Raw genomic sequence first — 7585 nt, forward strand, 5'->3', positions numbered from 1 at the left:
GCAGCCAGAAAGTGATTGCTCAGAACGCAGACAGTTTTGCTGAAGAGCAGCTGCTGCCTGTATCTGCCGCGCCTACGCGGCAGCATGGTCTTCAGCAAACCCCTAAGCCTAGCGGTAGAGAGCGGCGACTTCTTCACTATCGCCCAGGCCAGGGAGGCTGATCGCTATCTGGGCTTTGTCTTCGGCAAGCCGACGCTGATGAGCCTGAATGCCTGTCTAATCATCGAGCCCACTACGGCAGCTGCCTACGCCGAGAATCAGGTTGGAACAGAAGAAAGCTGAACAAGCGTTCCGCGCCGCACACCAACAGTGTTCGAGGCGGTGAACCTGGAACACATAACCCCGCCGGCTAGATAAACAATAAAGTCTCCAGAATTTTTAAGAGGAGCGACTCAATGGTGCCCAGCTATCGCTACCCCCTGCTTCAGGTCGCCTTGGATAGACTGGATTTTCTCGCTCCTTCGCAGTCTGCTTGAAAAAATGGCCAGCCATAGGCAGTTTTCTTCTTACCTTGTAGGAATTGTCTCTCACATTTTCGAGTTGCTCCAATATCTGCTGCTTTAAACCAACATAGCAGTTCGCCGCTAGGGACTACAGATAATCTGCAAATTGCATCCGATAGTTTCTTTCAGGTAAACCATGGCCGCAGCGATGACCATATCCTGGTCTTCGCTGCGGATAGCTGAGGATATTCCCGGTTGAGCAATGAGCACTTCCGCGATGATGGACTTGAATCGACTCTGCCTCAGCAACTCGGCCAGCCTGGCCGCATCCCCCTGGAGGAAGCGGGTGGGACGTGCAAACGATTTCAAACGCTCTTCCCGTCCAAGCAGGTGACGACAGAGATCTGCGAACCTCCATTTCCATTTAGCGGAACGCACAGCCTGGGAGCAGACCTCAACGGCATCCTTGATGCGCTCCCCCGCCGTCGCCGCGCCAGAGAATTTACAGTGGATCATGGCCAGCCGAATCACATCTCCATCCTCCTTCAGGCACACAAGATCAGCCGCCTCGCCGGCCGAGTCATCATCGAAGACGATGTCAAAGTTTCCGTTCATGTAAGCCTGAGCTACCTTCCATTGGATCGAGTCTTCCCGACCCACACCGTCCTTCCAATAGCTCTCCTTGGTCAGATCAAAACCCGTCCAATCCCAGGGCTCGAATTGGGCAGCATCGAGGGTCAGCTCACGAGGATTTCTCGGCTGTATCAGCAGGTTGCCATCAAGCTCACTGAGGTCGATGAAGCGAACCAATGGGGGGTAACTACAGAAATACTCATCAAGCCGGCAGCTGCGTTTTCCAATGGTGATGGTCAGCGGATCTCCGCTAGTCTGTTGCACCTTGAAACCAAGTTGAGCGTCGAGTCGAAGCTCGAATCCCCCAACCCTGGTGTCTTCCTCAACGACCAAGGCAAACTGAAGCGATCCCGCTGTAAGCGAATCGAACAAAAGCTCGAACATGTATAACGGCTGCGAATCTTCTTGGGCCGTCGGACTGAGTGCAATCCGGTCTTCCGATATCCCCAAAAGCTCGGCGGGCCACTCGATCGCCAAGACGATCTTGTCTGCCGGAAACTCTTCAACCTCAGACGGCAGAAGCACGTTCGCGATGATGTTTTCGATGTTGATCGTGTCATCCAGAAGCTTGCTACCGACCCGCTGACACCAGGCCAGCAGTGCGGGAATAGAGCCCTGATCTCTTGACCACACTCGGCCCTTAACAGAGCACCCGATCGATACACGTGCGCCCTCTTCCCAGCCCGTTCCGCTGACGTTGTTTTTGACCGAGTTATGCCGTTCAGTCAGACCCAGCGCCTCGTCGACATCTCCTCCTGTGTACATAGCAAAGCTAAGATTGCGACGTCCATGCTTTTTGACTCCGATATTTTGCAGCATCAGGCGGTTTATATGTCCCAGGCTGCGGAACATCTGCTCCCCCTTGATCAATACCGCTTCGCCGGCTACGGCTTCGGCAAGCTCGGGGAACAGCGAGTCATGATTGGTTGAGGAAGACCCCGCTCCACGTCATGGTGCAGAACGAATAGTGCCCACTCGCAATCCAGGACACCCTTGGTGTTTGTCCACCGGACACGGGACTCGGCCCTAGTAACGAAATACACGGTCGGGCTTTGTTCGTGTTGCCATACAGCCTGTAACTTGAGGTTGGCCGGGAGGCCGGAATGGAAACGCTCTCCAGTGAACGCAGTGGCCCGGTAAACGGCAGTACTGAATTTGGGCTTGAGCAAATGAGGTGACAGTACTATCGAGTCGGATGGGTCATCATCGTCGAGGCGCCTGGAGGTGTGCAGGAAAGCAACCAACTCCGCGTGATCCCGAGCAGCTGCTGAGCTCATTTCGGAGAGTATGAAGTTCCAGTCCGCATCTTCACTATACAGACGCTCCAAGGCATCAGAAACGCTCTTGTCGCCAATATTGGCAACCACGGTTGCATCGCCAACCCTCTCACCAGCCACACGTGTAAAACGCCCTACAAATTGCAGCAGGATCGCCAGGCTTCGGTGCATGTCATGTACAGCAGCAACCTTCAACTGCGGCAGATCAAAACCCTCACCGAGCATACCTACACAGATGACGATCTTCGCTTCCCGGTTTTTCAGCGCAGCAAGCCGCACTTGTGCTTCATCGGATTCGGAATGGATCAGAACAGGACTTAAATCACCGGCTATCGATTGATAAATCTCTGCGACAATGGCGGCCCGCGCGATGCTAGAACAGCGCGCCATCAGAAGGTGGTCAAGCCCTTCATCCAGATCGTTTCTGAGCTGCCTCACAGCCGCCTCGGCAATGGCCCGATCAGCCTCTAGCGGACCGACCTGCACAGGCTCAAAGTGAATTGGCTTGAAGTAGCCATCACGCTGCGCAGCCCCCAAGGGGTAATTGAAGATGACCTTCCCATCCACAAGCTGTGTGTCACGTCGGAACGGCGTGGCTGTGAACTGAAGAGTAGGAACACCTCGGAATGCATCTTTGAGGTGAGTCCAGCTTGTGGCGGGCACATGGTGTGCCTCGTCCAGGATGAGCGCCTTGAATCGACTGGCAAGATCTTCAAGAAGTGCCGCGGGCAAACCGGCGCCAATTGAGCCAATGGTCGCGACCACAACGTTGCAGTGCTCGAACATGAGCAGATCTGCTTGGGTCTTTGGCCGTTTTTTCATGATCCCGACAATCGGATTTGGTACATCCATAGGCAGCACGCCGATGGCTCGCAGCAAGCCGAAGGTGATGAACTTGCTCGCGGTCTGCTCTCTGAGCGCATCCCAAGGCACAACGACCAAAATCGGCTCACGATCATAGGCCGCCAACGTAGCCAACATCGTCTCCGTCTTACCGGTACCTGTAGGCATAACGATTGTCGCTGGAGTTCGCTCCAAGCTCCAGTGAGCCCCAATGGCATGCAGGGCACCTAATTGGGGGGGACGTAATCCTCCATTTGCGGAGGGGCCCGTTTGGACAGGTTCACGCTGTTCAGCTAGAAAACGCAACGTGCCACTCCAACATGCTGCGATTTCACGAGAATGATTCGTCTGACCCACCATTGATCGACGGCTCTGGAATTCATCAAGCAGTCGGTGACAAGCCCAACTGAACTTGCCATTGTCCTCGAAAAGCACTCCGTCCACTCCGTCAGGCAGCTGTACATCCTTACGAGAGGTGACGATCACCCGCTCCCCATTATCGAAGCGCCGTAGTGGCTGTTTGATCCGCGCCGATACGTTGATTGAGGTTTCAGTGACCAACGAGACCTGGAGCGCCGGACGGATCTGGTGCCGAACAACCCCAATCGAATATCGCTCTTCAAAAACAATTGCAGGCAGAGTGAACATGTACCGTCATCCATGGCTCATCAGATCGAAGCAACGCTCCGTCGGTATCAATTTCGTGCTTGAGGGTAAGTCAATTTGATACTACACCACTACTCTTGTCGCCTCGACTGTTCCCCGCACCATCTCTACCAAGGACTACATTGATCGTTCTGTATCCAGTCAGCCTTGCTTCTATGAAGTCGGCCTGTATGCACTGCTTTAATTACCTGCTCATCGCCACGCCAGTTACTCGTGTTTAGGCGAGCAGTCTTGTGTCCGCACCCAGGGGGATGAAAGAAGCCGTAAAGCTTATCCGGTGATAGAAAAGCTACCTGATTATCCATGCGGCTTTCATGGTCTTCGTGGCCTAGGTGCACGATGAACGAATATGCTTTCCCCTACTCAGGACATCTGGACGCGCATGCTTATGAATCGTTAGACAGGAGGGGGTTTTGCTGGAGTTTTGCAGCCCCCCAGAAATAAAAAATCCAGTCACCGCTAAGTGACTGGATTTTCTAGGGATTTTTGGTCGGGACGGAGTGATTCGAACACTCGACCCCTTGCACCCCATGCAAGTGCGCTACCAGGCTGCGCTACGCCCCGACGTTGCTTTCCGGTTGCCCGGTTGGCGGATCGCACTATACCGTAAGGTTTTCTTTCGGCAAAGCACTTTTTTCATTTTTTTCAGCTACTTGCGCAGCACGTGAAGAACGTCTTCCAGTTCCGCGATCATCTGGCGGATGAGTTGCTTGTACTGGGTGATGTCTTCGCGGGCTTCGTCGCCGGAGAGGCGCTGGCGCGCCCCGCCGATGGTGAAGCCTTGATCGTACAGGAGCGCGCGGATCTGGCGGATCATCAGCACGTCCTGGCGCTGATAGTACCGGCGGTTGCCGCGGCGCTTGACCGGGTTGAGCTGCGGGAACTCCTGTTCCCAATACCGCAGCACGTGCGGTTTCACTGCGCACAAATCGCTCACTTCACCGATGGTGAAGTAGCGCTTGCCCGGAATGGGGGGCAGTTCGTCGTTATGACTTGGTTCCAGCATAAGCCTCAACCCTGGCTTTCAGTTTCTGGCCTGGACGAAAGGTGACGACGCGGCGGGCCGTGATCGGGATTTCCTCTCCCGTCTTCGGGTTGCGCCCCGGGCGCTGGCGTTTGTCGCGCAGGTCGAAATTGCCGAAACCGGACAGTTTCACCTGTTCGTTATGCTCCAGCGCCTGGCGGATCTCTTCGAAGAAGAGCTCCACCAGTTCCTTGGCTTCCCGTTTGTTCAGGCCCAGCTCTTCATACAGACGTTCGGCAATCTCAGCTTTCGTCAGAGCCCCCATACGCTACTTCCTTAACGTGGCGTTGAACCTTTGCTCCAGCGAGGCGACGATTTTCTGCGTAGTCGCGTTCACCTCGTCATCGTTAAGAGTGCGTGATGGATGCTGCCAGGTCAAGCCGACGGCCAAGCTTTTTCCAAGCGGATCAATACCTTTACCCTGATAGACATCAAACAGCCTGAGGTCGGTCAGGAATTCGCCGGCCTCTTCGCGGATGGTCGACAGGATGGATTCCGCCGGGATATCGCGATTGACCACCAGTGCCAGGTCGCGGCGCACCTCGGGGAAACGCGACAGTTCGCTGAACTTCGGCAGGCGGCCGCGGACCAGTTCACCCAGCACCAGTTCGAACAGGTAGACCGGGCGATCCAAGTCCAGGGCCTTAGCCAGCTCGGGGTGCAAGGCACCGACGTAGCCGACCAGTTCGCCCTCGCGCTCGACGCGGGCGGTCTGGCCCGGGTGCAGCGCCGGGTGCTCGCCGGGGACGAAGGCGAAGGCATCGGCGGCACTGGCGCTGGCCAGCAGGGCTTCGACGTCGGCCTTGATGTCGAAGAAGTCCACGCCTTCACGGACGTTGCTCCAGCCTTCCGGCTCGCGACTACCGCAGATCACACCGGCCAGCATGTTTTCCTGCTGCAGGCCTTCGAGTTGGCCGACGAAGCGCAGGCCGCTCTCGAACAGGCGCACGCGGGTCTGCTGGCGGTTGAGGTTGTGCTGCAACGCCTTGACCAGGCCCGGCCACAGCGAGGCGCGCATGGCGGCCATGTCGGCGGAGATCGGGTTGGCCAGCATCAGCGGCTTCACGCCCGGGCTGAACAGCTCGAACAGCTTGGGATCGATGAAGCTGTAGGTGATGGCTTCCTGGTAGTCGCGGGCGACCAGCAGGCGGCGCAACGCCGGCAGCTCGGCCTGGGTTTCCGACTTGGTGTTGGGCGCCAGGCGGGCCTGCGGGTAGCGGACCGGCAGGCGGTTGTAGCCGTACAGGCGGCCCAGTTCCTCGATCAGGTCCACTTCCAGGGAAACGTCGAAGCGGTGGCTGGGCACGCCGACCTTCCAGCGCCCTTCCCCTTCGGCCTGCACCTGGAACTCCAGGGCGGTGAGCAGGCGCTCGATTTCCGCGGCTTCCATCTTCATGCCGAGCATCTGCTCGACGCGCTCGGCGCGCAGCACGACCGGCTCGACCTTGGGCAGGTTGGCTTCGCTGACCTGCTCGACCACCGGGCCGGCCTCGCCGCCGACGATCTGCAGCAGCAGCTCGGTGGCGCGCTCCATGGCGCGGCGGGCCAGCTGGAAGTCCACGCCACGCTCGTAGCGGTGCGAGGCGTCGGTGTGCAGGCCATAGGAACGGGCCTTGCCGGCGACGGCGATGTTGTCGAAGAAGGCGCTTTCCAGGAACAGGTCGCGGGTCTTGGCGCTGACGCCGCTGTGCTCGCCACCCATGACGCCGGCGATGGCCAGGGCGCGTTCGTGGTCGGCGATCACCAGGGTGTCGGCACGCAGGGTGACTTCCTGGCCATCCAGCAGCACCAGCTTCTCGCCCTCCTCGGCCATGCGCACGCGGATGCCGCCCTTGATCTCGTCGAGGTCGAAGGCGTGCATCGGCTGGCCCAGCTCGAGCATCACGTAGTTGGTGATGTCCACCGCGGCGTCGATGCTGCGGATGTCGGAACGGCGCAGGCGCTCGACCATCCACAGCGGCGTCGGCTTGCTCAGGTCGACGTTGCGGATCACGCGGCCCAGGTAGCGCGGGCAGGCGTTGGGCGCCAGCAACTCGATGGAGCGGACTTCATCGATGCCGGGGGCAACCGGCTTCACATCGACGAAGGTGACCGGCGCCGAGTACAGCGCCCCGACTTCGCGGGCCAGGCCGGTCAGGGACAGGCAGTCGCCGCGGTTGGGGGTCAGGCCGATCTCGATGGAGGCATCGTCCAGCGCCAGGTAGTCGCGAATGCTCGCGCCCACCGGGGCGTCGGCGGCCAGCTCCATCAGCCCGGCGTTGTCGTCGCTGATTTCCAGCTCTTTCGCCGAGCACAGCATGCCGTTGGACTCGACGCCGCGCAGCTTGGCCTTCTTGATCTTGAAGTCGCCCGGCAGCTCGGCGCCGATCATGGCGAAGGGGATCTTCAGGCCCGGGCGCACGTTGGGCGCGCCGCAGACGACCTGGAAGGTCTCGCTGCCATTGCTGACCTGGCACACGCGCAGCTTGTCGGCGTCCGGGTGTTGTTCGGTGCTCAGCACCTCGCCCACCACCACGCCGCTGAAGGCGCCGGCAACGGGGATCACGGCGTCGACCTCGAGGCCGGCCATGGACAGACGAGCCACCAGCTCGTCGCGGGAAACCTGCGGATTCACCCAGCTCCGCAGCCATTGTTCACTGAATTTCATCCTGTTCTCCTAAGAAGTCGTTGACGTCGTGCGCGGCCTAGCGGAATTGCCC

6 protein-coding genes and 1 tRNA gene are annotated in these 7585 nt (G+C 58.6%); 1 reads left to right on the forward strand and 6 read right to left on the reverse strand.

The genetic code is table 11. From position 1 onward, the window contains the following. The first annotated feature begins 84 nt into the window (after positions 1 to 84). Entirely contained in the window at positions 85 to 282 is a 198-nt protein-coding gene (locus tag VV867_RS17490) for a hypothetical protein (protein ID WP_328567123.1), read from the forward strand. 302 nt (positions 283 to 584) lie between these two features. On the opposite strand, the gene VV867_RS17495 is transcribed toward VV867_RS17490, so the two are convergent. The 6 genes from VV867_RS17495 to pheT all read right to left on the reverse strand — a co-directional run bounded on the left by VV867_RS17495 (position 585) and on the right by pheT (position 7533). Further along, complete coding sequence (locus VV867_RS17495; RefSeq protein WP_328567124.1) at positions 585 to 1928, reverse strand: hypothetical protein; 1344 nt, start codon at positions 1926 to 1928, stop codon at positions 585 to 587. A 32-nt stretch (positions 1929 to 1960) separates the two neighbouring features. Beyond that, complete coding sequence (locus VV867_RS17500; protein WP_328567125.1) at positions 1961 to 3844, reverse strand: DEAD/DEAH box helicase; 1884 nt, start codon at positions 3842 to 3844, stop codon at positions 1961 to 1963. A 505-nt stretch (positions 3845 to 4349) separates the two neighbouring features. Then, positions 4350 to 4426, reverse strand: a tRNA-Pro gene (locus VV867_RS17505). A gap of 85 nt (positions 4427 to 4511) precedes the next feature. Then, positions 4512 to 4868: a MerR family transcriptional regulator gene (locus VV867_RS17510; protein ID WP_009617038.1), complete on the reverse strand. Its 357-nt coding sequence runs from the start codon at positions 4866 to 4868 to the stop codon at positions 4512 to 4514. Continuing rightward, on the reverse strand, positions 4849 to 5151 hold the full coding sequence (gene ihfA / locus VV867_RS17515) for an integration host factor subunit alpha (protein WP_003090661.1): 303 nt from the start codon (positions 5149 to 5151) through the stop codon (positions 4849 to 4851). Before ihfA ends, VV867_RS17510 begins: the two co-directional genes overlap by 20 nt. 3 nt (positions 5152 to 5154) lie before the next feature. Further along, entirely contained in the window at positions 5155 to 7533 is a 2379-nt protein-coding gene (gene pheT, locus VV867_RS17520) for a phenylalanine--tRNA ligase subunit beta (protein WP_328567126.1), read from the reverse strand. Positions 7534 to 7585: the final 52 nt, after the last annotated feature.

The sequence above is a fragment of the Pseudomonas sp. JH-2 genome, from assembly GCF_036231725.1.
Classification (GTDB): Bacteria; Pseudomonadota; Gammaproteobacteria; order Pseudomonadales; family Pseudomonadaceae; genus Pseudomonas; species Pseudomonas delhiensis.

Excerpts from the sequence above, each read along its gene's own strand:
- VV867_RS17490 (WP_328567123.1), top strand. The coding sequence starts at position 85 with ATGGTCTTCAGCAAACCCCTAAGCCTAGCGGTAGAGAGCGGCGACTTC.
- VV867_RS17495 (WP_328567124.1), bottom strand. The coding sequence starts at position 1,928 with ATGTTCCGCAGCCTGGGACATATAAACCGCCTGATGCTGCAAAATATC.
- VV867_RS17500 (WP_328567125.1), bottom strand. The coding sequence starts at position 3,844 with ATGTTCACTCTGCCTGCAATTGTTTTTGAAGAGCGATATTCGATTGGG.
- VV867_RS17510 (WP_009617038.1), bottom strand. The coding sequence starts at position 4,868 with ATGCTGGAACCAAGTCATAACGACGAACTGCCCCCCATTCCGGGCAAG.
- ihfA (WP_003090661.1), bottom strand. The coding sequence starts at position 5,151 with ATGGGGGCTCTGACGAAAGCTGAGATTGCCGAACGTCTGTATGAAGAG.
- pheT (WP_328567126.1), bottom strand. The coding sequence starts at position 7,533 with ATGAAATTCAGTGAACAATGGCTGCGGAGCTGGGTGAATCCGCAGGTT.